This window comes from Mesocryomonas lacus (assembly GCF_055730105.2).
In genome coordinates, this window is record NZ_JBUZWF020000003.1 from 289,130 (window position 1) to 309,010 (window position 19,881).

Consider the following 19,881-nt stretch of genomic DNA (forward strand, 5'->3'; position numbering starts at 1 on the left):
AGGCGCGAAGGGATGCCGCATCGGAATAATCGCTGGTTGGCGCTTTCCCGCCGCCGCCCAGTGTATAGAAATGGGGGAACGGTCCAGGCACCGTCACCCGGAACTTCCTCTTGAGAAGGCAGAGCATGCGCCCGAAAATCGTCGTCACCCGCCGCCTGCCCGAGGCGGTGGAAACCCGCTGGCAACGCGACTATGAGGGCGTTCTCAACGAAAGTGACGCGGTCTACGGCGCCGATGCGCTGCTACAGTTGGCCGACGGCGCCGATGCGCTCCTGTGCGCGCCGGGCGACAAGATCGACGCCGCGCTGATCGCCCGGCTGCCCGACACGATCAAGGTCGTCGGCACGTTCTCGGTCGGCTACGATCACGTCGATGCGAAAGCCTTGCGCGCCCGGGGCATTGCCCTTTGCAACACGCCGGACGTGCTGTCGCTCGCGACCGCCGAAGTCACCTTGCTGCTGATTCTGGCGGCCGCCCGCCGCGCCGGCGAAGCCGAGCGCCTGCTGCGCGCCGGAGAGTGGACCGGCTGGGCGCCGACGCAGCTGATCGGCACGCAGATTTCGGGGCGCCGGCTCGGCATCTACGGCATGGGCCGCATCGGCCGCGAGGTCGCCGCCATGGCGCGCGGCTTCTCGATGGAGGTGCACTACCGCAACCGCACGCGGCTTGCGCCCGAGCTCGAGGCCGGCGCCATCTTTCACGACAGCGACGACAGCCTGCTCGCCGTCTCCGACGTGCTCTCGCTGAACGCGCCATCGACGCCGGACACCTATCGCTGGCTCAACGCCGAGCGGATCGAGCGCCTGCCGAAGGGTGCGATCGTAGTGAACGCCGCGCGCGGCACGCTGGTCGACGATGCCGCCCTCGTCGCGGCGCTGAAGTCGGGGCGTATCACCGCGGCGGGCCTCGACGTCTATGATGGCGAGCCGAAAGTGAACCCGGCCTACCTCGCGCTCGACAACGTCGTGCTGCTGCCGCATCTCGGCAGCGCCACCGCGACCGCCCGGGACGCCATGGGTTTTCTCGCCCTTGACGGCATCGATGCCGTGCTGCGCGGCGAGACGCCCCCGAACCTCGTGGCGTAGGCGGAAGAAGGCCCATCAGCGTCGGAGACAGGCTGCAGCTTAAGCCTTGGGGGCCGGCCGCAGCTTTTCGCCGAACAGGCCGCGCGGACGGACGGCAAGGATCGTGCAGAGCATGACGCCGATCAGCACCAGCTGCAGCGCGCTCGCTCGCGCCTGGTACTCGGCCGGCACGAAGGCCGAGACGCCGGCGCTCGACAGGCTCCAGATCCCCCAGACGAGGATCGCGCCGGCGATGGCGCCGCGGTTGCTGCCGGCGCCGCCGATGATCAGCATGGCCCAGACCTGGAAGGTGAAGTTCGGCAAGTAGTTGTTGGGCGCGATGAAGCCGATGAAATGCGCCTGCATCGCCCCGCCCAGCCCCATGATCGCCCCGCCGATGGCAAAGGCCTGCAGCCGGTAGCGCACCGGGCTCTTGCCGAGCGAGGCGGCGGCCGTCTCGTCCTCGCGGATGGCCCTCAGCACCCGGCCCCAGGGGCTGCGCGCGAGCTTTTCCATCACGAGATAGACGGCAAGCGTCGTGATGGCGGCGAGCGCGAGGTTGCCGGCGCCAAAGAGCAGCGGCCGGTCGGCAAAGCTCTCGAACCCGCGTGGGATGAAGCCGATGCCGAACGGGCCGCCGGTCAGGGCCTGCGCGTTCAGCGCGACGAGGTGGATGACGACCGCCACCCCAAACGTGGTGATGGCGAGATAGTCCGACCGCAGCCGGAGCGTGATGCCGCCGACGGCCGCCGCGATCAGCCCGCTCGCCAGCATCGCGCCGAGCCAGCCGAGCGGCATGGGCAGGGCGAAGCCGCCGAGATGGCCGGCGGTCTCCGGCGTCGTCAGGATCGCCGAGGTATAGGCGCCGACCGCCACGAAGCCGGCAATGCCGACATTGAACAGGCCGGTCATGCCCCATTGCAGGTTGAGCCCGATGCAGACGACCGCGAAGGCCAGCGCCGTCGTCAGGAAGAAGGCGCCATAGGCGGCAAAGGCGAGCATCAGGCGCGTCCCCCGAACAGGCCGCTCGGCCGGATCAGCAGCATCAGGATCAAGAGCACGAAGGACACCGCCGCGCGCCACTCGGCGCCGATGAAGTGCACCGTCGCGGCTTCCGAAATGCCGATGATCACCGCGCCAAGGATGGCGCCCGGCACGCTGCCGATGCCGCCGAGGATCGCCGCCGAGAACAGCGGCAGCAGGAGGTCGAAGCCCATATAGGGACGGATCTGGACGAGAATGCCGGTCATCGTGCCGGCTGCGGCGGCGAGCGATCCGCCGAGGATCCAGGTGAGGCGCACGACCCGGTCGACGTCGATCCCCGCCACCTTCGCCAGCGCCGGGTTTTCGGCGACGGCCCGCATCGAGCGGCCGGCCTGGCTGCGGGTAACGAAGAGGTGGACGAGGACGAGCAGCAGCAGCGTCACGGCGATCAGCGCGCCCTGGTCGGGCGTCACCCGCATCCCGAGCCCGAGGCGCGTGGCGATCTGCAAGTCGCGGCTGAAATAGACCGGGCTCGACGAGAAGGCGAATTCGATCAGGCTGCGCAGCGCGATCGAGGCGCCGAAGCTTGCCATCACGACGACGATGGTCGTCGACTTCTCGCGCAGCCGCTTGAACAGGACGAGGTCGAGGAGCACAGCAAGGCCCGCCGTCAGCACCATGGCGAGGGCGCCGGCGACCAGCACGCTCCAGGCGAAGGAGAAGGGCGCGAGCGGCGGCAGCGCCGCGCCCAGCAGCGCCGAGAGGGCGAAGCTGATGCTCCAGGCGGCATAGGCGCCGAAGGTCATCAGTTCGCCATGGGCGAAGTTGGCAAAGCGCAGGATCGAGTAGGTCAGCGTTACGCCGATGGCGCCGAGGCCGATCATCAGGCCGGTGAGGAGGCCGTCGACGAGGAATTGCAGGCTCATGCCGCGCCCCCTTGCGACGCCATCGGCGCGGGCAACGGGGCCGGCGCGAGCACGGCGCGACGGCCGCCGAGGTAGAGCTCGGCGATCGCGGGATCTCCCAGCAAGGCGGCGGCGGGTCCCCCGTGCCGCTCGCGGCCTTCGGCGAGGATCACGCCACGGTCGGCGATGGCGAGCGCGGCGCGGGCGTTCTGCTCGACGAGGAGGATAGTCACCCCCTCGGAGCGGATCTCGGCGAGCTTGGCGAACACCAGCGAGACGAGTTTCGGCGACAAGCCGGCGGAGGGCTCGTCGAGCATCAGGACGTCCGGCTCGACGATCAGCGCGCGGGCGACGGCGAGCATCTGCCGCTGCCCGCCCGACAGCCGGCCGGCGGCGAGTGTGCGGCGGCCGGCAAGGTCAGGGAACAGCGCCTCGACCCGGGCGATCCGACCGGCGCGCTCGGCGGCCGGCACGATGCCGGCAGCGAGCTTCAAATTGTCGATGATCGACATCGAGGGAAACACGTTCTCGGTCTGCGGCACGAAGCCGAGGCCATGCCGGACCATCTGGTGCGCTGGCAGCCGGGTGATGTCCTCGCCGCGCAGCCGCACGGTGCCCGCGCTGATCGGGACGAGGCCGGCGACGGCTTTGATCAACGTCGACTTGCCGGCACCGTTCGGCCCGAGGATGGCGACAATCTCGCCCTTCTCGATGCTGAGGCTGGCGCCGTTGACGATCGGCACGCCCGGCTCGTAGCCGGCGACGAGGCCGGAAATCTCGAGGATCGTCATGCCGCGACGCCGCCGAGATAGGCGTCGATCACCGCGGCGTCGCGCGACACCGCGTCGGGCGTCCCCTCGGCGATCACCTTGCCGGCGGCCATCACGATCGCCCGGCCGCACAGCCGCGCCACCATGTCCATGTTGTGCTCGATCAGGAGGAAAGTCATGCCGGAGCGGTTGAGCTCGGCGATGCGCTCGATGATCGTCTCGAGGAGGCTCGGATTGACGCCCGCCGCCGGCTCGTCGAGGAGGATCACCGATGGGTCCGCCATCAGCACGCGGGCCAGTTCCAAGAGCTTGCGCTGGCCGCCGGAGAGCATGCGCGCTGGCTGGTCCGCCAGCCGCGACAGCGTCACGAAGTCGATCAGCGCCCGGGCCTTCTCCCGCGCCTCGCGTTCCTCCCGGCGGACGCGACCGGGCGCGAACCAGTTCGGCAGGATGCGCTCGCCGGCCTGGTGCTGGCGGCCGAGCAGCACGTTGTCGAGCACGCTGAGTTCGGGAAAGGGGCGGGGGATCTGGAAGGTGCGGGCGAGCCCGGCGCCGATCCGCCGGTGCGGGGCCAGCGTGTCGATCCGCCGGTCGCCGAGCGAGATGGTGCCGGCGGTCGGGGTCTGGCTGCCGGCGAGGCAGTCGAACAGCGTGGTCTTGCCGGCGCCGTTCGGCCCGATCAGGCCGAGGATCTCGCCCGCGGCGAGATCGAAGGAGACGCCGTCGACCGCGGCCACCCCGCCGAAGCGCTTCACCACGGCGCGGGCCGACAGGCGGCTCCCGGCGCGGGCCGGCGATACGCCCGCGGCATGCGCTGGGTGAGGGGGCGGGGAGGCCGTCATTTCCACAGGCCTCGGCCCTCTTTCGGTCGCCGAAGCGAGAGCGCACAGGCTGCGCGCATCTGGGCCTGCATATGATTGTGCCGCCGGATTATCTGTGATCAAACTCCGGGCACATTAGGCAGCAACGCCGGGTCTCGCAACCCGCGGGCAGTGTCGGCCGCTGCCGCACAGGACTTCTTCACAGGGCGTATCGCGTGACGGAAACAATGGCCGGCGACGGCGGCGACGACAGCTTCGAGCTCTACGACCTGAGGGTCGAGGCGATCATCCCGCCCGGCGGCGCGGTGTATTGCGGCGCCAGGGCCGGCGATCATTTCGAGGTGCGCGGCGAGATGGTGTCGATGCCGGCCGGCCAGGGCTTCTCGCTCTACTCGATCGCTGCGGTGCTGCCGCTGCTGCCGGCCAAGCAGCGGGCCTTGCATGGCAATGACTGGATGGCGAGCGACGCCGAGATCGCCTGTCCGGACCCCCACTGTTCGAGCCGGCTGCGCATCACCCGACTCGGCATGCGCCGCTTCCGCCACAGCGAGACAACGGCCGTGCCGCTGCCGTCGGGAGAGCCGACGTGAGCGCGCCCGAGCGGCTGAGCCTTGCCCCCGGCTACGAGATCTCCCGCGTCATCCGCGGCGGCTGGCAGCTCGCCGGCGGGCACGGCGAGATCGACACCGACCGGGCCGTCGACGACCTGATCGCCGCGTTTGATGCGGGGATCACCACCTTCGACTGCGCCGACATCTATACCGGCGTCGAGGAGATCTACGGCGTCTTTCGCCGGAAGCTCGCCGAAACCCGCGGCACCGAGGCGCTGGCAAGCGTGCGCATCCACACGAAGATGGTGCCGGACCTGTCGCTGCTGACGCGCGTCACCAAGCGCGACATCGAGGCGCAGGTCGATCGCTCGCGCGCCCGGCTGGGCATGGAACGGCTCGACCTCGTGCAGTTCCACTGGTGGGATTACGACGCCCCGCTCTGGCTCGACGTCTTCGGCTGGCTCGACGAGATCCGCCGGGACGGGCGCATCCTGCACGTCGGCGGCACGAATTTCGATGCGCCGCGCATCCAAGCGGTGCGCGAGGCCGGCATCCCGCTGTTCTCGATGCAGGTGCAGTATTCCGTGCTCGACGCGCGGCCGGAGAGCCATCTCGTACCGCTGGCGCGCGACGAGGGCATTGCCCTCTTCTGCTACGGCTCGGTCGCCGGCGGTTTCCTGTCCGAGCGGTGGCTGGGCGTCGCGGAGCCGGAGCATCCGATGGAGAACCGCTCGCTCACCAAGTACAAGCTGATCATCGACGATTTCGGCGGTTGGGATCTGTTCCAACACCTGCTGCGGGCGCTCGCCGGCGTCGGCGCGCGGCACGGCGCGGATATCGCGACCGTTGCCGGGCGCTATGTACTTGATCGTCCTGGGGTCGCCGCCATCATCGTCGGTGCGCGCAACCGCGCCCATGTCGCTGCCAACGCCGCCGTTTCCGGCTTGACCCTTTCCGCCGCCGACGTCGCCGAGATCGACGCTGTGCTGGCCGAGCGGCAGGGGCCGGAGGGCGACATCTATGCGCTCGAGCGCGACCGCACGGGGCGGCACGGCTCGATCATGAAATACGAGCTTAACACCAAAGCCTGAGGCCGTGGGGACCTCAGCTTTTCCGTCACCGGGGGGATGAAATGAACAGACTGCTGCTGCTGACGACCGCCGCCGGCCTCGCCTTATCGGCGCCGGCCCTTGCCGCCGATTGCAAGATCACCGTCGGCGTGGTGATGGAACTGACGGGACCTGCCGGCGAATATGGCCAAGCCGGCGCGAAGTCGGTCGAGATGGCCTTCCGCGACTTCAACGAGGCCGGCGGCATCCGCGGCTGCACGCTCGCCACCGATACCCGCGACTCACAGAGCACCGGCAGCGTCGCCGTCGACGTCGCCACCCAGCTCGTTCAGATCGCCAAGGTGCCGGCGATCATCGGCGGCATCATCTCCTCGGTCACCATCCCGATCCTCACCTCGGTGACCGCACCGGCCAAGGTGGTGCAGATCTCACCGGCCTCCTCCTCGCCGACGCTGACGGCGCTCGGCCGCGACGGCAAGACCGGCGGCATCTTCTTCCGCACCATCACCTCGGATGCGCTGCAAGGCACTGCGGCGGCGAAGTATGCGCTGGACCAGGGCTTCAAGAAAATCGCCGTCGTCCACGTCAACAATGACTTCGGCGTCAACATGTTCGGCGAGTTCAAAAAGGCCTACGAGGCGCTCGGCGGCAAGATCGTCTCGACGACGCCCTACAACGAGAACCAGGCGAGCTACCAGTCGGAGGCGACCGCCGCGATGGAGGGCGAGCCGGACGGGCTCTACCTCATCTCGACGCCGGTCGACGGCGCCACCATCGCCCGCGCCTGGATCTCCGGCGGCGGCACCCCGAAGTTCCTCTTGAACGACGGCATGAACAGCCCGGACTTCATCAAGAGCGTCGGCGCGCAGTATCTGAACGAGGCCTACGGCACCTCGTCCGGCACCAGCCCGACCAAGTCGACCGAGTATTTCACGGCGAACTACGAGGCTTTCTCCGGCGGCATCGCCGCGAGCAACCCCGCCGCCGACCGCTCCTACGATGCCGGCGCGATCCTTGGCCTCGCCATCGCCGCCGCCGGCTCCGAGAAGCCGCTGGAGATTCGCGACGCCATCGCGAAGGTGGTCGACCCCAAGGGCGAGGTGATCTACGCCGGCAAGGAAGAGTTCGCCAAGGGCCTGAAGCTTCTCTCCGAGGGCAAGCCGATCCGCTACGAGGGCGTCATCGGCCCGGTCGCCTTCGACCAGTACGGTGACATCACCGGGCCTTTCCGGCTGTGGAAGATCACCGACGGCGCTGTCGCCACCACCGGCGAGATCTCGACCGACGAGGTCAACGCGTTGAAGACCAAGATCGGCGGCTGATCGCCGGATCGTACCAACCTTCCGGACGGACGGCAGCGCCGCCCGCCCGGACCCAACAGCGGCGCGCCGCGCGGCCCCGCCGGAATGGAATAGACATGACCCTTCAGCGCACCGAACTCGCCCCCGGCCTCGAGATCAGCCGGATCGTCACCGGCCTCTGGCAGGTGGCCGACATGGAGCGGGGCGGCACGCTGCTCGACCCGGTCAAGGCTGCCGCCGACATGGCGGCGTATGCGGCCGACGGCTTCGACACGTTCGACATGGCCGATCACTACGGCAGCGCCGAGGTGATCACCGGCGAGCTGCTGGCGCAGCAGCGACGCGACGGTCTCCCGGTCTCGACCGCCTTCACCAAATGGTGCCCGACGCCGGGGCCGATGACCGCCGAGACGGTGCGCGAAGGCGTCAAGCGCAGCCTCGACCGGATGCGGCTCGACCGCATCGACCTGATGCAGTTCCACTGGTGGACCTTCGAGCACCCCGGCTACATCGACGCGATGAAGGAACTCGCCAAACTCCGCGACGAGGGGCTGATCGGCGCCATCGGCGTCACCAACTTCAACATAGACCATCTGCGCGTGCTGGTCGGCGAGGGCATTCCGGTCGTCTCCAACCAGGTGTCGTTCTCCGTGCTCGACCGGCGGGCGAGCGGGATCATGAGCGAGTTCTGCCTCGCCAACGGCATTCGCCTCCTCGCCTATGGCACGCTGGCCGGCGGGTTGCTCTCGGAGCGGTGGCTCGGCGCCGCGGAGCCCGATGCGCTCTCCGACTGGAGCAAGATGAAGTACAAGCGCTTCGTCGAGGAGATCGGCGGCTGGGATGTGTTCCAGTCGGTGCTGGCGGCGCTGAAGTCCGTCGCCGATCGGCATGGCGCCTCGATCCCCAACGTCGCGACACGCCTGATCCTCGACCGTAAGGCGGTCGCCGCCGTCATCGTCGGTGCGCGGCTCGGCGAGCGCCAGCACCGCGAGGACAATGCTGCGGTGTTTGCCCTGGCGCTCGACGCCGAGGACCATGCGGTGCTCGACGCCGCGTTTGCCGAGACGCGGATGCTGCCCGGCGACTGCGGCGACGAGTACCGCAAGCCGCCCTTCCTCACCGCATCCGGCGATCTCAGCCACCATCTCGGCGCGCTGCCGAAGTTCTACACGGCGGTTCCGATCGCCAACCGGCCGGACCGCCTGCGCGTCGACAGTGGCAGCATCTGGGAGGAAATCTGCGGCTTCAGCCGGGCGGTGCGGGTCGGCGAGCGCATCCTCGTCAGCGGCACCACCGCGACGGCTCCGGATGGCAGCGTCGTCTGCCCTGGCGATCCGGCGGGCCAGGCCGTCTTCATCCTCGACAAGATCGCCGCCAGCATCGCCGCCCTCGGCGGCAGCCTCGAAGATGTCGTGCGCACGCGGGTCTATCTGAGGGATGCCGACGACTGGGAGCCGGTCTCGCGGGTCCATGGCCGCTACTTCGCCGAGGCCCGGCCGGCCAATACGCTCTATGCCGTCGGCAATCTCGTCGGCGACTACAGGGTGGAGATCGAGGCCGAAGCTGTGGTGTGAACCTCCCGGGCGGGTGCCTCGTCCCGCCGGGCGAGCCACTCCACCAGCGCTTCCTTCGGCATGGGGCGGGCGATGAAGTAGCCTTGGAAAAGCGTGCAGCCCGCGGCCTTGGCAAGGACGAACTGCGCCTCGGTCTCGATGCCCTCGGCGACCACGCCAAGCTGCATGGCGGCGGCGACGTTGACCATTGCGCTGACGAGGACGTTGTCGGCGAGGGTTTCGCCGAGCCGGGCGATGAAGCTGCGGTCGATCTTGATGGTGTGTATCGGAAACGTTCTGAGGTAGGCGAAGCCGCAATAGCCGGTGCCAAAGTCGTCGAGCGAGATCCGCAGCCCGAGGGCCCGCAGGGCCTCGATGCGCCGCAGAACGTCTGAATTTGCGCTCATCGCCATGGACTCCGTCACCTCGAGGGTGATCCGCGACGGCGAGACGCCGCTCTCCGCAAGCGTCCGCGCGACCATGTCGACGACGTCGTCGCGTTTCAGCTGGCAAGGCGAGATGTTCACGGCGACGCCGAGGTCGCCGAAGTCGCGGGCGTCGCTGAGGGCACGCCGGAACACCCATTCGCCGAGCAGGTCGATAACATGCGATCGCTCGGCCACCGGAATGAAATCGCTGGGCGCGATCGCGCCGCGCACCGGGTGGTTCCAGCGCAGCAGGCTCTCGTAACCGCGTACCGCGCCGCTGGGATCGGTGATGGGCTGGTAGACGAGATGCAGCTCGTCGAGGAGGATCGCGGCGCGCAGCTCGCGCTCGATGAAGCGGTGGTGGCGGCGGTCGCGCAGCATGTCATCGTGGAACAGCGTCGCCTGGCCGCGGCCCTTGCGCTTGGCCTGGTAGAGCGCGAGGTCGGCACACTGCATCAGCTCGTTGAAGAAGACGCTGTGCAGCGGCGTCAGCGCGATGCCGATCGAGGCGGACAAGGTGATCGCCCGCCCGTCGAAGAAGACCGGCTGGTGCAAGGCGTCGAGGCAGATCCGGCAGAGTGCTTCGGCGGCAGCGGCATCAGCGACAGGCGCGAAGACGCCGAATTCGTCGCCGCCGAGCCTGCCCACGATCGAATCCGGAAAGCTGCGGCGAAGGGTTTTTGCGAGGTGCCGCAAGGCGAAATCGCCTGCGGTATGGCCAAGGCTGTCGTTCAGCGTTTTCAAGTAGTCCATGTCGACAGCGAACAGCGCCGACGTTCGCCCCGGCCCGACACGCTGCAGTTCTTGCGCGGAGGCCGACAGGAAGACCCGCCGGGTCATCGCGCCGGTGATCTCATCTTCCGTCAGGAAAGCGTCCCGCGCGATCTTGCTGCGCTCGGCGTCGACGAACAGCGCCACGATCTGGGCGCGCAAGCGGTGCAGCAAGAGCAGGCCGACCAGCCCCAGCGCGAAGCAGAGGCCCGAGACCGGCAGCGCCGCCTTGGCGCCGGCGGGATGCATCATGCCCAGCATCGAAAGGCAGAGGCCGGTGATGAAGCAGATCATCAGGGCGTAATAGCTGAAGCGCATCACCTGTCGGGGATGTCGTCCAAGGCTGGGCACTCGGTCACCTGCTGGGAAGGTCTATCTTGTGCTGTCTTTGCGGCAGCGCACCCTAAAATATTACTAATAGGAACCTGCTATTGTGAGATGCTTATACATAGAAGCACTCTGTGCGTTCTTGGGCCGGGCACGAATATTTAGGTAGCTGAAGACCGTCCTGAAGATGGCTTTTCAGGAAGCGATTCGAAGTCAGCGCGGAGACATCCGCAACTCGTCGGCCTCATCCTGCGGACCGGCAGGCGGGGTTTGTCTCCTGGCGGTTTGCCTGAATGGCTGATGAACGCCGCTTTCCGGCTTCATTCAGGTGCCAGAGCCGATGGTCGTCTCATCGCTGGCGATGGGCCGGCAGATCGATTGCAACGGGAGAACCACCATGTTCAGCCACTTTTTCCGCACCGTCCTTGTCGCCGCGACGCTTTCCGGCGGTGCCGTCATCGCCGCGCCCGCCCTTGCTGCTCCGACCGGCGTGACCGTCATCGCTCCCCAGGGTGGCAACGTCCTGTTGGCGCAGCGTTATGATCGCCGCGACGACCGCCGTTACGAGCGCGGCTGCTCGCCGCGCCAGGCGCTCCGCAAGGCCTCCCGCATGGGCATCAACCGCGCCGGCATCGTCCGCGACAACCGCCGGGCCGTCGTGGTCGACGGACGCAAGCGCGGTCGTTACATCTCCGTGTCGTTCGCGCAGGAGCGCGGCTGCCCGGTCATCAACGTCCGCTAACCCGCGTCCCGGTAAGGGCATCGCGAGCGGCCTCCCGTCGCGGTGCCATTCCGTTGGGGAGGGCTCTGCCCCTGGCGAGAACAGTTCAAAGTCACCGCGTCCAAGCAAAAGGCCGCGTCTCCTGAGAGACGCGGCCTTTTCTCTTTGGTGCTGTGCGATTTGGGTTCAGTTTCCGGAGGGGGCACCGATGTCGAACACCATCCGCACCGTCGCGCGAACCGTATTCTCGCCCGCCTCGACCGGCACGCTCTTGTCCATGGGCGCGGCTGCCAGAGCCATCCGGCCCATCTCCATCGGCTGCGGCGGGGTGCCTTGATCCGCGCTGTCGATCGAGAAGACAGCGCCGAGCGGAACACCCGCTGCCTCGGCCAGCGCCGTCGCCGTCGCCGTTGCATCCTTCACCGCATCCTGCCGGGCCGCCGTGCGCAGCGGCGCGGGATCGGAGACGGTGAAGCTGATGTCGCCGCCCTGGTTGACGCCGAGGCTCACTGCTTTGTCGAGCACGGCGCCGACCGCGGCGATGTCGCGGATCCGCACCGACAGCGTGTTGCGCACCTCGTAGCCGACGAGAACCGGCGGCTTTTGGGTCCCGTCCTGGGTCTGGTCGTAGCGGTATTGGGGGGTGATTGCGAAGCCAGATGTTTGCAGATCGCGGCTCTCGATCTTGAGGCTCTTGATCGCCTCGGTGACCTCGCTCATCGCCTTGTTAGCGTCGTCCAGTGCGGCGCGGGCCGTCTCGCCGACCCGTAGGATCGTGAGGTTGGTTACGGCGATGTCAGGCTTTGCCGAAGCTTCTCCGACGCCGGTGACGACGATCTGCCGCGGCGGCGTCGTCTGTTCGGCCTGCGCGGGGAGGGCGGCGAGACCGAGCGGCAGTACGGTCAGGGCCAGAAGGGATGAACGAATCATGGGGCGGTCTCCAGTGAGGATTGCCCCTGATGTCACGCGATTGTGGCCAAAGGCGAGAGCCTGCGCGCAGTCTCCCGCCGGTACCCAAACTTCAATTCATTCGTCGCTTGGCACTCGTAACCCAAACCGCCGGCTCCAGCCGGCGGCGCAGGGATCAGTCGCCTCAGGCGGCTTCGGCGTCCGGGGCCTTGGCCTTCTTTGCGCGGGCAGGCTTGGCTGCGGGCGCTGGCTCTTCCGCCACATCGGCGGTCTTCTTACGGCCGAGGCCGAGGCTCAGGGCGAGTTCCGAGCGCTTGGCGGCGTAGCCGGCCGCAACCATCGGATAATCGTTCGGGAGGCCCCACTTGCGGCGGTATTCGTCAGGGCTCATGTCGAACTTCGTGGCAAGGTGGCGCTTCATAGACTTGAAGTGCTTACCATCTTCCAGGCAGATGATGTATTCGGGTGTGATCGACTTCTTGATCGGAACGGCCGGTACCAACGCCACAGCTTCCTTGACGGGCTCCGGTGTGCTCGTGCCGATCGCCGTCAACGCGCTGTAGACGCTTGCAATCACTGCAGGTAGGTCTGCAACCGCTACGTGATTATTGGCGACATATGCGGCAATGATACTCGCTGCCAGTTCGACTGTGTTGGTAGAGCTGTCGATCTCGTAGTCCATAAGGATGCTTTCTGGAAAATTTGACTAGGTTGTCCCGGTGGACATGTCTCGTATGTATCATCGATTGACGCCGGATCAATCCAATACTTGAATTATTTCACGCCAAAGTTCGTGCTCAAATCAAAATAATCCGATGTCTGCGCCGTAACAGGGGATGTTGGGTCTTTGCCGCCTGATACCGAAGGCTGCGACCCTGTCCGCGGATCAGCATATCTCTGCCGATCCGAATCATGATGCCGATGCATCGCAAAATTACTAAGGCCAAGCTTTAGCCGACAAGGTTGAGGCGCCAAGCGATCGACTGATGCCCCTTTTTGCAGCGGGCGCTGTAGGGTTGTTTGCCGTTTAAATAAGAAGCCGCACTACAGTATCGGTCCGCCGGCTAATGCTGTTTTGTGGTTTTCTCGCGGCAAAACTCATTGGCGAATGTCGAGGTTCCCGCTTTCGCTGCGTAAAATTGCCTGTCACTCTTCATCTTGCCGGCGATGCGCAACTGCGCGCCGGCCAAGGCGCCGAGTTTTTGTCAAGTCGTTTACTGTACGGGATAGGGAGCGCTGACATGTCCGGACGTCTGCAAGGCTATCACGCGCTGATCTCCGGTGGCGCGACGGGATGCGGCGGCGCGGCCGCTACGCTGTTTGCTGCCGAGGGCGCAAGGGTTTCGATTGTCGACCGGCAGCGCGAGGCTGGCGAGGCACTCGCGGACAACATCCGGGCTGGCGGCGGGGAAGCGATTTTCTGCCATGCCGATGTCTCCCGCCGCAACGAGGTCGAGGCGGCGGTGGCGCGGGCGGGCGAGGCCTTCGGCGCGCCGACGCTTCTCTTCAACCATGCCGGCTCGATCGTCGTGAAGCCGTTCCTCGAGACCACCGACGAGGATTACGACTGGCTGATGGACGTGAACGTGCGCTCGATGTTCCTGATGACGCGCGCCGTTCTGCCGGGCATGCTGGCCGCGGGCGGCGGCCGCATCGTCTGCACCTCGTCGATCTCCGCCGTCGCCGGCACGCCGATGGAAGTGCTTTACGGGGCGACGAAGGGCGCGGTGCACATGTTCGCCCGCGCCATCGCCGTCGAGTTCCGTGACCGCAACATCCGCTGCAACGCCGTCTGCCCCGGCTTCATCCAGACCGCGCACGGCAGCCGCGAGGTGGAGGAGTTGACGCGCTACGGCGTCGACGTGTCCGATGCCGCGATCGCGGCGGCGCAGGGCCGGATGTGCCGGCCGGAGGAGGTGGCGAGCGCCGCGCTGTTCCTGCTCAGCGACGAGGCGAGCTTCGTCAACGGCACGCATCTGTTCGTCGACAACGGCTTCACCGCCGCCTGACCGCTATACCGGGGAGAGCTGCATGACCTTCGAAAAGGGTGGTCTCTGGCGCAATTGGGTGGGCAACCAGTCCTGCATCGCCCGCTACAAGGCCGCACCCGAGAGCGAGGACCAGCTCGCCGAGATGGTCACCGAAGCCGCCGGGCGCGGCCTCAACGTCCGCGTCGCCGGCTCCGGCCATTCCTTCACTCCGGTGGTCGGTACCGGCGGCCTGCTGCTGTCGCTGGCCGGCCTCAGCGGCGTCCTCGGCGTCGACGGCAGCCAGGTCCGGGTGGCCGCGGGCACGCGGATCGGCGATATCGGCAGGGCGTTGAAGCAGCACGGCTTGTCGCTCGCCAACCAGGGCGACATCGACACGCAGGCGGTGGCCGGCGCCTTCACCACCGGGACGCACGGGACCGGCGCGCGGCTCGGTTGCCTCGCCTCCCAGGTCGCCGCGCTGCGCCTGGTGCAGCCGGACGGCAGTATCCTCGTCGTCGACGGGACGGACCGTGACCTGCTGCTTGCGGCGCGAGTGTCGCTCGGCACGCTCGGCGTGATCTCCGAGATGACGCTCGATACCTTGCCGGCCTACCGTCTGCACGAACACCTCTGGCGCGATGATTTCGAAACCTGCATGGCGCGGCATGATGAACTGGCTGCCAACCATCGGCATTTCGGCTTCTTCTGGTGCCCCGTTGCGGAGAGCCGCCATCTCTACTGCCTTGACGACACGTCCGAGGCGCCGTGGTCAACCACGACCAAGTCCGCCGACATCTGCGAGATGAAGGTGATGGACATGACCGAGCGACCGGAAATGAAGTCGCGCTACGAGAAGATCGCTTATTCCTCGGACATCTATCCCATCGAATACGTGCCGAACTTCCATGAACTCGAATATGCCGTCCCCGTCCAGCACGGAAAGGACGCCGTCCGCGCCGTTCGCACGCTCATGCTGACGCGGCACACCAACTGCATTTTCCCGATAGAGTACCGTTTCACCGCCGGTGACGGGGCCTGGCTGAGCCCGTTCCACGAGCGTGACTCGATCTCGCTCTCGGTCTCCGGCCAGCCTGGCATCGACTACTGGGACTTCCTGAAGGACGTCGACCAGATCCTGCGCGCGTTCGGCTCCCGCCCGCATTGGGGCAAGCTGCATTTTCTGGATACCGACGACGTGACGGCGCTCTACCCCCGCGCGGACGATTTTCGCGCGCTGCGGCGCCGGCTCGACCCGAACGGGGTCTTTCTCAACGATCACGTCCGGATGCTGCTCGGCTGAGACCGGCCATCGCCAGCGTCCTCGCGCGGCGTTCGGGTCTTGCGCCGGGACGGGCGTCACCTCTATGGCGAACCATGGGTCGACAGGCGGCCGCTCGAGGAAAGACCAATGCCGGACGATGAGAAGACCGCAACACCGCCGCCCCCGGTCCCGGAAACCACCGCAGCCAAGACCGCTCGCCTGAAAGCCTTGCGCCTTCAGCAGAAGGAGGCCGTCGCCGCACGGGTCGCCCGGGCGACGCGCAAAGCCCGCGCCCGGCGGGATATCCTCGGCTAGGGGATGGTGACAGGACGGTCGCATTCCGAGATCAGGGGCAACTGCCCACCCTGCTCAGGATAGCGCATCCTCTGTGCGACGGCTCGAGGCAGCCTCGTCTGACGAGTTCGGCGTGTCCGCTCCCGCTGTCGCCCTCGAGGCTCCTTCCGCGATCGATGCCGACGTATAGGGCTTCTTGACGACGACGCGGTCGCGGTGGATCGGCGGCAGGTCCGCCGCATCGCCGTAACCGGTCGCGAAGACGAAGGGGATTCCCGCCTCCCGCAACCGGTCGGCGACCGCAAAGCTCGTCTCGTCTCCCAGATTGACGTCGAGCACGGCAAAGCTAGGCGGATCAAGGGCAATGAGGCGCAGCGCCTCTCGCACGTCGTTCCCGATCTGCACCCGCTCGGCCCCGAGCGAATACAGCATCTCCTCTGCATCCATCGCGATGATCATGCTGTCCTCCAACAGCAGAACACAGCCGGAAAGACTGAACGCCTCCGGCGGGACGATCTCGACGATCTGGACCGGGGTCATCTCGGTTTCCGGCTGAACGAACTTCGAGGGAATGACGAAGCGCGCCCTTAGCCCGTGAAGCAGGTAGTCGACGGTCGCGTTGCCGTTGAGATCATGCGGTACGGAGCGCTCGATGATCGTCGTTCCGAAACCGCGTCTCGCCGGCGCCTGGACGGGCGGGCCGCCCGTCTCGCTCCAGTCGATCACGAGGTCGCCTTGGGGATCGACGTCCCAGTGGATGCCGACACCGCCGTTCCGATCGCACAGCGCGCCGTATTTCGCGGCATTGGTCACCATCTCGTGGATGACCAGAGCCATGGTGGCGAAGGCTTCCGGATGCAGCAGGACGCCGGGTCCTGTCGTCCGGACCCGGTGCGCATTGCCGTTGAGATAGGCGGCGGCCTCGGTGGCAATGAGGGTCTGCAGCGATCCCGGTCCCCAGTCGCTTTCGGTGATCTGGTCATGGGCGCGGGCCAGCGCTTGAACCCGGCCGCCGATGGTCGCCGCAAAACTCTCGACATTCGTCGCGCCGGATTTGCTCTGCGAAATCAGCCCCCGGATCAGGCCAAGAATGTTGCGGACGCGGTGGTTGAGTTCGGCGATCAGCAGGTCCTGGCGCTGCGTTGCCGCCTTTCGCTCGTTCTCGGCAAAGCCGGTGATGCGCAGCACGACTTCCAGCATTGTCACCCGCAGCGCGTCTGCGGCGCGCAGCTCGGGATCGGTCCAGGGCGCCGAATGGCCGCGCACGATCTCGCGCCAGGCCTCGAAGCTCTTGCGCGGCGTCAGCCTCATGCCGCCGGGGCCTGCCTCGACGGGCTTGGCCGGGTCTCCGGCCCAGATCACCGACTGGGCAATCTCGCGGCGGAAGAAGATCAGGTAGTCGCGCGGGTTGCGGGAGATCGGGATCGCTAGGACGCCCGCCGCGGTCTCCGCATAGGCCTCCGCGGGCGGGTGCACGAGGCCGAGCGAGTTGGCGGAAAAGATCTGGCTCGCCCCGGCCTGGTCGAGAAAGCGCGTCAAAGCGACGACCTCGTCGCCCGACGGTGTCAGGCCGACGAGGACCGTCTCGTCGCCCATGCGGATCGCCAGTCCGTCGCACGGAACGATCTCGCTGATCCGCTCGGACATCGCCGCAAGGTTTGCGGCGGTCGAGCCGTTTTCCGCGATCGCCGCCATCAGCCCCTCGTGCAGGCGCTGGGTGCGCTGCTCGTAGTCGGAAATCTCGTCGCGCTCGCGGTTCTCGATCAAGAGGGACAGGAACTGGGCGAACAGCTCGGCCGTGGTGCGGCGTTCGTAGCTGACGGCCCGTGCCGCCATATGGTGACAGGCGATGAGGCCCCAGAGCCGCCCGCGGCGCAGCAGCGAGATGGTAAGCGTCGCCTCGACACCCATGTTCCTGAGGTATTCGACATGGATCGGGGAATGCGCGCGCAGCGTGCTCAAGGACAGGTCGAGCGGGGCGCCGGTCGCGCCCAGCCGGGGCAGGATCGCCGCCGGTTCTGCCGAGATGTCGGCGGCCACGCGAACCAGATTGCGCTCCATCAGCGCGCGGGCCTGCCGGGGAATGTCCGATGCCGGATAGCGCAGCCCGAGAAACGGCTCGAGACCGGCGCGTATCCGCTCGGCCACCACCTCGCCGGAGCCGTCCGGATGGAAGCGGTAGATCATCACCCGGTCGTGCCCCGTCAGCGCCTTCACCTGCCGCGCCGCCTCGCCGAGAAGCTTGCTAAGGTCGGTGATGCCGTTCAGCCGGCCGAGCATCGACTGCACCATGGCCGAGGGATTCATCTCGCCCGCGGCCTCGCTCGGCTCGGCCTCGATCACCACCTCGCCATTCGACATGTGGACCGCGATGTCGAACCGGTCGCCTTGCGGGAGCAAGGACACGCCGAAAGCGCGCTCGACGGAATCGTCGTGCCTGAACCGTGCCAGCCGGTTGCGCAAGGTATGGACGGCTTCCGGGTCGAACAGTTCGCGGAGCGACGAGCCCAAGAGCTGCTCGACGGGCAGACCCAGGAACTGCGGCGCATTGGCCGATACCCGCGAGATCAACCAGTCGGTAGAGACGGCAACCAGGAAGCCGGTTGGCTGGATGGCGCTGATGAGGTGTATGGGTTCGCGATCGCAGGCAGTGAGGTCGACCGACCCCATCTCCACGCTGGCTGTATTTTCTGTCACCTGCATGCCGCGTCTCCCGCGCCAACTCTGAAGGCACGCACATGTGGAATGAAGAGCCGCCCTACGGCTGGCGGCGCAGTATATATCAATTCTCCAGCGGATTCCAACCAGATTAAATTACTAAACGACGCGAATAATTTTGAGATAAAATAAAGAACCGTCTAATACTTTTTAGTGAATTAATTCCTTTAGCGACTCAACTACTTGTGATGATTTTTACGGTAGAATTGAGTTCTTCTAATGCTGTTGCCGCACAAGGGGTGTCGAAGCTACAGCGGTCAAGACGTTCTGATTCAGCTACCGCAGAACCAGCGATCGTATACTCGTCTGAGATCAACCCGCAACTTGCGACGCTCCTGCAGATCAGCCTTCCGACGACATCCTGGACGGTCCGCGCTCCGGCGTCTCTAAGACCTTGGCGCATCGGGGAGGGGCTGGGCGGTGCCACCGCGCCGGCAGCGGAGCGAGCCAGGCCCGCGGGCATGACCCTCTGCCGGCGGCGCTCAAAACTTCAGTCGCGATAGAAACTGGTAGGCCCGGAGGGCCGGACAGCGTCGGTGCTGCTACCGCCTGAACAAGGTGCAAATTTAACTGGCTAGTATTCCGGGCGGCTGGGAGCTAGAGCTGGCACGATCAATATGGAGTTGCGTGTGCCGACAAATACACATCCGATCGATTATGTAGGCGCATTTCGGGTTGATGCCTTCCTGCTTCGAGAAGTGGTCAAGATCGCACGTGATTTCACAGGGAGCTATTGCAGCATTTCCGTCACCTTCGATAACGGCGCCATCTATGAAGACCGAAGCGAAGATGTAATCCTTAGCCTGTCAATATTCAGGTCTAACCTAGCCACTTGGATCCATATTTACTCCTCGTCCGAGATAGGCGCCCAAGAAAAGAGACGCATCAGTATCCACCTCCGTGACTTTGTGAACGAAGGAAAGCTCAGTGCCGAAGTGACCGGCGAGGGGCTTGAGGTTCACGGAACTGGCGCGGCTCTTGCTCAAGAGTTTAAATCTGCTCGAACTGCATATGATCCCATTTACCGGATATATGATGGTGCGTGGGCGTCAACATTTGTGGCGATGGGAAGTCTAATTGGGTGGAATGTTTTAGGAACATTCGTTGTAAGTCATTCGCCTTTACTGTCACCCACAGAGGCCATTACGGCTAAGTTTAACATGGCCGTAACTGGGATGGCTCTATCCATGCCCATACTGTATCTTGGTAAAAAATGTAAAGACTGGCTGATGCCCAGATTCACGGTAGCGATAGGGAAGGGGGAGCGGGTCTTTCAAACGCGGAGGACATTGCTCTATTGGGCTTTGGGTTCAATCGGCACAACTGCATTCGGGTATCTTGCCACGGTCTTACTGACCTGAACGCGCTACAGTCCCTTATGATCATTTCGCTATGCAGCTTCGCCTGAGCGAACCCTACTTTCGGTGCGGGGCAGCCGCAAAATTGCTTATGTGTTTCAACGG

General features: G+C 66.0%; 18 protein-coding genes. 10 read left to right on the forward strand and 8 right to left on the reverse strand.

Annotation, left to right across the window (positions count from 1 at the left end; genetic code table 11):
- Positions 1-125: 125 nt before the first annotated feature.
- Entirely contained in the window at positions 126-1,085 is a 960-nt protein-coding gene (locus ACZLZQ_RS11200; protein WP_472949429.1) for a 2-hydroxyacid dehydrogenase, read from the forward strand.
- A gap of 39 nt (positions 1,086-1,124) precedes the next feature.
- Here the strand turns inward: ACZLZQ_RS11200 and ACZLZQ_RS11205 are convergent, their stop codons facing one another.
- The 4 genes from ACZLZQ_RS11205 to ACZLZQ_RS11220 are packed head-to-tail and all read right to left on the reverse strand — an operon-like array spanning position 1,125 to position 4,565.
- The gene (locus tag ACZLZQ_RS11205; protein ID WP_472949430.1) at positions 1,125-2,066 is read right to left on the reverse strand and encodes a branched-chain amino acid ABC transporter permease; all 942 of its coding nucleotides are present in this window, start codon (positions 2,064-2,066) and stop codon (positions 1,125-1,127) included.
- Complete coding sequence (locus ACZLZQ_RS11210) at positions 2,066-2,974, reverse strand: branched-chain amino acid ABC transporter permease (RefSeq protein ID WP_472949431.1); 909 nt, start codon at positions 2,972-2,974, stop codon at positions 2,066-2,068. The genes ACZLZQ_RS11205 and ACZLZQ_RS11210 overlap by 1 nt, the downstream gene beginning before the upstream one ends.
- Positions 2,971-3,744, reverse strand: coding sequence for an ABC transporter ATP-binding protein (locus ACZLZQ_RS11215; protein WP_472949432.1), 774 nt, complete (start codon positions 3,742-3,744; stop codon positions 2,971-2,973). Before ACZLZQ_RS11215 ends, ACZLZQ_RS11210 begins: the two co-directional genes overlap by 4 nt.
- The gene (locus tag ACZLZQ_RS11220; RefSeq protein WP_472949433.1) at positions 3,741-4,565 is read right to left on the reverse strand and encodes an ABC transporter ATP-binding protein; all 825 of its coding nucleotides are present in this window, start codon (positions 4,563-4,565) and stop codon (positions 3,741-3,743) included. The genes ACZLZQ_RS11215 and ACZLZQ_RS11220 overlap by 4 nt, the downstream gene beginning before the upstream one ends.
- A 206-nt stretch (positions 4,566-4,771) precedes the next feature.
- Between ACZLZQ_RS11220 and ACZLZQ_RS11225 the strand changes: the two genes are divergently transcribed.
- From ACZLZQ_RS11225 to ACZLZQ_RS11240, 4 genes are all read left to right on the forward strand, one after another.
- On the forward strand, positions 4,772-5,134 hold the full coding sequence (locus tag ACZLZQ_RS11225; protein ID WP_472949908.1) for a TIGR04076 family protein: 363 nt from the start codon (positions 4,772-4,774) through the stop codon (positions 5,132-5,134).
- Positions 5,131-6,186 carry an aldo/keto reductase gene (locus ACZLZQ_RS11230; protein WP_472949434.1) on the forward strand — a complete coding sequence of 352 codons (1,056 nt, stop codon included), beginning with the start codon at positions 5,131-5,133 and terminating at the stop codon, positions 6,184-6,186. The genes ACZLZQ_RS11225 and ACZLZQ_RS11230 overlap by 4 nt, the downstream gene beginning before the upstream one ends.
- A gap of 41 nt (positions 6,187-6,227) precedes the next feature.
- Positions 6,228-7,487: an ABC transporter substrate-binding protein gene (locus ACZLZQ_RS11235; RefSeq protein WP_472949435.1), complete on the forward strand. Its 1,260-nt coding sequence runs from the start codon at positions 6,228-6,230 to the stop codon at positions 7,485-7,487.
- A 95-nt stretch (positions 7,488-7,582) separates the two neighbouring features.
- A complete protein-coding gene (locus tag ACZLZQ_RS11240) occupies positions 7,583-9,040 on the forward strand; it encodes an aldo/keto reductase (RefSeq protein ID WP_472949436.1) in 1,458 nt (485 codons plus the stop codon).
- Here the strand turns inward: ACZLZQ_RS11240 and ACZLZQ_RS11245 are convergent.
- Positions 9,004-10,536: a putative bifunctional diguanylate cyclase/phosphodiesterase gene (locus ACZLZQ_RS11245; protein WP_472949437.1), complete on the reverse strand. Its 1,533-nt coding sequence runs from the start codon at positions 10,534-10,536 to the stop codon at positions 9,004-9,006. The genes ACZLZQ_RS11240 and ACZLZQ_RS11245 overlap by 37 nt on opposite strands.
- Positions 10,537-10,942: 406 nt before the next feature.
- Here ACZLZQ_RS11245 and ACZLZQ_RS11250 point away from each other — a divergent pair, with 406 nt between their 5' ends.
- Positions 10,943-11,287, forward strand: coding sequence for a hypothetical protein (locus tag ACZLZQ_RS11250; protein ID WP_472949438.1), 345 nt, complete (start codon positions 10,943-10,945; stop codon positions 11,285-11,287).
- A 165-nt stretch (positions 11,288-11,452) separates the two neighbouring features.
- On the opposite strand, the gene ACZLZQ_RS11255 is transcribed toward ACZLZQ_RS11250, so the two are convergent.
- Positions 11,453-12,196: an SIMPL domain-containing protein gene (locus tag ACZLZQ_RS11255; protein WP_472949439.1), complete on the reverse strand. Its 744-nt coding sequence runs from the start codon at positions 12,194-12,196 to the stop codon at positions 11,453-11,455.
- Between the two features lie 163 nt (positions 12,197-12,359).
- Positions 12,360-12,857, reverse strand: a complete 498-nt coding sequence (locus ACZLZQ_RS11260) for a Ros/MucR family transcriptional regulator (protein WP_472932873.1) — start codon at positions 12,855-12,857, stop codon at positions 12,360-12,362.
- Positions 12,858-13,416: 559 nt separating this feature from the next.
- On the opposite strand from ACZLZQ_RS11260, the gene ACZLZQ_RS11265 reads away from it, so the two are divergent.
- The 3 genes from ACZLZQ_RS11265 to ACZLZQ_RS11275 all read left to right on the forward strand — a co-directional run bounded on the left by ACZLZQ_RS11265 (position 13,417) and on the right by ACZLZQ_RS11275 (position 15,721).
- Positions 13,417-14,184 carry an SDR family NAD(P)-dependent oxidoreductase gene (locus ACZLZQ_RS11265; RefSeq protein ID WP_472949440.1) on the forward strand — a complete coding sequence of 256 codons (768 nt, stop codon included), beginning with the start codon at positions 13,417-13,419 and terminating at the stop codon, positions 14,182-14,184.
- 22 nt (positions 14,185-14,206) lie between these two features.
- Positions 14,207-15,445 carry a D-arabinono-1,4-lactone oxidase gene (locus ACZLZQ_RS11270; RefSeq protein WP_472949441.1) on the forward strand — a complete coding sequence of 413 codons (1,239 nt, stop codon included), beginning with the start codon at positions 14,207-14,209 and terminating at the stop codon, positions 15,443-15,445.
- A gap of 108 nt (positions 15,446-15,553) precedes the next feature.
- Positions 15,554-15,721, forward strand: a complete 168-nt coding sequence (locus ACZLZQ_RS11275) for a hypothetical protein (RefSeq protein WP_472949442.1) — start codon at positions 15,554-15,556, stop codon at positions 15,719-15,721.
- Between the two features lie 54 nt (positions 15,722-15,775).
- On the opposite strand, the gene ACZLZQ_RS11280 is transcribed toward ACZLZQ_RS11275, so the two are convergent.
- Complete coding sequence (locus tag ACZLZQ_RS11280) at positions 15,776-18,403, reverse strand: HWE histidine kinase domain-containing protein (protein ID WP_472949443.1); 2,628 nt, start codon at positions 18,401-18,403, stop codon at positions 15,776-15,778.
- A 644-nt stretch (positions 18,404-19,047) separates the two neighbouring features.
- Here ACZLZQ_RS11280 and ACZLZQ_RS11285 point away from each other — a divergent pair.
- Entirely contained in the window at positions 19,048-19,779 is a 732-nt protein-coding gene (locus tag ACZLZQ_RS11285) for a hypothetical protein (protein ID WP_472949444.1), read from the forward strand.
- Positions 19,780-19,881: the final 102 nt, after the last annotated feature.

What these genes read in the sequence shown, in the direction of transcription:
- ACZLZQ_RS11200 (WP_472949429.1), top strand. Translation starts at nt 126, where the DNA reads ATGCGCCCGAAAATCGTCGTCACCCGCCGCCTGCCCGAGGCGGTGGAA.
- ACZLZQ_RS11205 (WP_472949430.1), bottom strand. Translation starts at nt 2,066, where the DNA reads ATGCTCGCCTTTGCCGCCTATGGCGCCTTCTTCCTGACGACGGCGCTG.
- ACZLZQ_RS11210 (WP_472949431.1), bottom strand. Translation starts at nt 2,974, where the DNA reads ATGAGCCTGCAATTCCTCGTCGACGGCCTCCTCACCGGCCTGATGATC.
- ACZLZQ_RS11215 (WP_472949432.1), bottom strand. Translation starts at nt 3,744, where the DNA reads ATGACGATCCTCGAGATTTCCGGCCTCGTCGCCGGCTACGAGCCGGGC.
- ACZLZQ_RS11220 (WP_472949433.1), bottom strand. Translation starts at nt 4,565, where the DNA reads ATGACGGCCTCCCCGCCCCCTCACCCAGCGCATGCCGCGGGCGTATCG.
- ACZLZQ_RS11225 (WP_472949908.1), top strand. Translation starts at nt 4,772, where the DNA reads ATGGCCGGCGACGGCGGCGACGACAGCTTCGAGCTCTACGACCTGAGG.
- ACZLZQ_RS11235 (WP_472949435.1), top strand. Translation starts at nt 6,228, where the DNA reads ATGAACAGACTGCTGCTGCTGACGACCGCCGCCGGCCTCGCCTTATCG.
- ACZLZQ_RS11240 (WP_472949436.1), top strand. Translation starts at nt 7,583, where the DNA reads ATGACCCTTCAGCGCACCGAACTCGCCCCCGGCCTCGAGATCAGCCGG.
- ACZLZQ_RS11245 (WP_472949437.1), bottom strand. Translation starts at nt 10,536, where the DNA reads ATGCGCTTCAGCTATTACGCCCTGATGATCTGCTTCATCACCGGCCTC.
- ACZLZQ_RS11250 (WP_472949438.1), top strand. Translation starts at nt 10,943, where the DNA reads ATGTTCAGCCACTTTTTCCGCACCGTCCTTGTCGCCGCGACGCTTTCC.
- ACZLZQ_RS11255 (WP_472949439.1), bottom strand. Translation starts at nt 12,196, where the DNA reads ATGATTCGTTCATCCCTTCTGGCCCTGACCGTACTGCCGCTCGGTCTC.
- ACZLZQ_RS11260 (WP_472932873.1), bottom strand. Translation starts at nt 12,857, where the DNA reads ATGGACTACGAGATCGACAGCTCTACCAACACAGTCGAACTGGCAGCG.
- ACZLZQ_RS11265 (WP_472949440.1), top strand. Translation starts at nt 13,417, where the DNA reads ATGTCCGGACGTCTGCAAGGCTATCACGCGCTGATCTCCGGTGGCGCG.
- ACZLZQ_RS11270 (WP_472949441.1), top strand. Translation starts at nt 14,207, where the DNA reads ATGACCTTCGAAAAGGGTGGTCTCTGGCGCAATTGGGTGGGCAACCAG.
- ACZLZQ_RS11275 (WP_472949442.1), top strand. Translation starts at nt 15,554, where the DNA reads ATGCCGGACGATGAGAAGACCGCAACACCGCCGCCCCCGGTCCCGGAA.
- ACZLZQ_RS11280 (WP_472949443.1), bottom strand. Translation starts at nt 18,403, where the DNA reads ATGCAGGTGACAGAAAATACAGCCAGCGTGGAGATGGGGTCGGTCGAC.